This window comes from Streptomyces albidochromogenes (assembly GCF_005981925.1).
In the GTDB taxonomy this organism is placed as follows: Bacteria; Actinomycetota; Actinomycetes; order Streptomycetales; family Streptomycetaceae; genus Streptomyces; species Streptomyces albidochromogenes.
Map to the genome: position 1 here is coordinate 1 of NZ_VBVX01000574.1, position 1,566 is coordinate 1,566.

A 1,566-nucleotide genomic window follows, 5' to 3' on the forward strand; every position below is an offset into this window, starting at 1 on the left:
GACAACCTCTCGTCCGCTATCACGCGAGGGGCCCCCTCGCGACCGTGCTGCGGCGGAGGCGGGCGCGGCGTACGGCTTGGGCGTGCCCAGTACCGCGCGACGACAGCCGGATCGCTTCGAACTCGCAGGTCAAGGCTGTCTTCTGAGAACGCGTCGGTAACCGGCAGGCGTACGGGCCGCCGTCGGTGAAGGAGTACGGGAGCCGACGCGGGCGGCCCGGCGACAGCGGAACTTCGCCGTCCGCTCGGCATCCCGCGTGCCGTCGTCCCGCGCCCCGCCGGTCCTCGTCCGGGCGGTGATAACTGAGTGATAGGAGCAGGGCCGGTTCGGGGATTCCCGCCGTTCCTAGCGTGGTGACCACGAAGAAGGAGACGCCCCCGCAGTCCGGTGGAGGCGCCCCGACCGAAGGGACCATCCCATGGCCGTCGCCCACGCCCTCCGCGCCGCCGTCGTCACCGTCGCCCTGGCCGGCGCCGCTCTGCTCGGTACCCAGGCGGCCCTGGCCGACGAGGGCGCCCCGGCGGGCGGGACGACCGGCACCTCCTCCCCGCAGCAGGGTGCGCCGACCCCGACCCCGAGCACCACCAGCGACAACAACCCCTGGGACTGACGCCGCCGAACCGGCCCCTCCGGCCCGTAACGGCCACGCACGGGAGACCCCGGGGCCGCGTCCGCAGGTGCACCGCCCCGGGACCCCGGCCGCGCGATCGCACGTGCCTTCCGGCAGACGCGGGCCCTCGCCGGTCCGGCCTCCGCACTCCTGCCGACACCCCGGAGCTCTCGCCGGCCTCCGGCCTTCCGCCGCCCCGCCTCAGCCGCCGGCCAGCAGCCGCTGCGCCTCCGCGAGTTCCGGCTCCATCCGCCGGTCCCGGAACGCCCGTACCGCACTGTGCAGCAGTTCCCGCGACCGGTCGCGGTCACCCGGACCGTTGTCCGACGTCAGCAGCCGCGCGAGGTCGAGCCGCACCAGGGCCGCCCCGCCCTGGTCCATGATCTGCTCGCGGATGCCCAGTGCCCGGTCCAGACACGCGCGGGCCGCGCCGACATGGCCCATCCCCGCGTGCGCCAGCCCCAGATCGCGCAGCAGATGCCCTTCGCCGATCACGTCCCCGGTGTCCCGGCACAACTCCAGGACCTCCGTGAACGTCGCGACCGCACGGGTCATCTCTCCCTGCCGCTGCTGCAACTGACCGGCCCTGCGCAGGGTCCGGGCCTGACCGCCCGTGTACCTGACCGACCGGTAGATGCCCAGGGCCTCGTCCAGCCGGCTCTGCGCGGCGGCGCTCTGCCCGCGCAGCATCCAGATCTGCGCGCTCTGGGTGAGCACGATCGCCCGGCCCACCACGTCACCCGCCAGGTCGAAGTCCCGCAGGGCCCGGTCGTACAGCTCCAGGGCCTGGTGCTCGTTGCCGCGGAATCGTTCCAGCAGCGCCAGATCACGGTGGCACAGGGCGAGACCCTGCCGGTCCTCGATCTCGGTGAACAGCCCCAGCGCCGTGGACAACGCCGCCCGCGCCTCCTCGTGCTGGCTGCGGCTCAGGTACAGCGAGCCCAGTGAGGCCAGTA

Annotated in this window: 2 protein-coding genes; one reads left to right on the forward strand and one right to left on the reverse strand. The window is 73.9% G+C overall.

The features are described 5' to 3' along the window. Positions 1–418 precede the first annotated feature (418 nt). Positions 419–610 carry a hypothetical protein gene (locus E2E34_RS33970; RefSeq protein ID WP_138905666.1) on the forward strand — a complete coding sequence of 64 codons (192 nt, stop codon included), beginning with the start codon at positions 419–421 and terminating at the stop codon, positions 608–610. 201 nt (positions 611–811) lie between these two features. On the opposite strand, the gene E2E34_RS33975 is transcribed toward E2E34_RS33970, so the two are convergent. After that, the coding region (locus tag E2E34_RS33975; protein WP_138905667.1) for a tetratricopeptide repeat protein at positions 812–1,566 on the reverse strand (755 nt) is incomplete at its 5' end.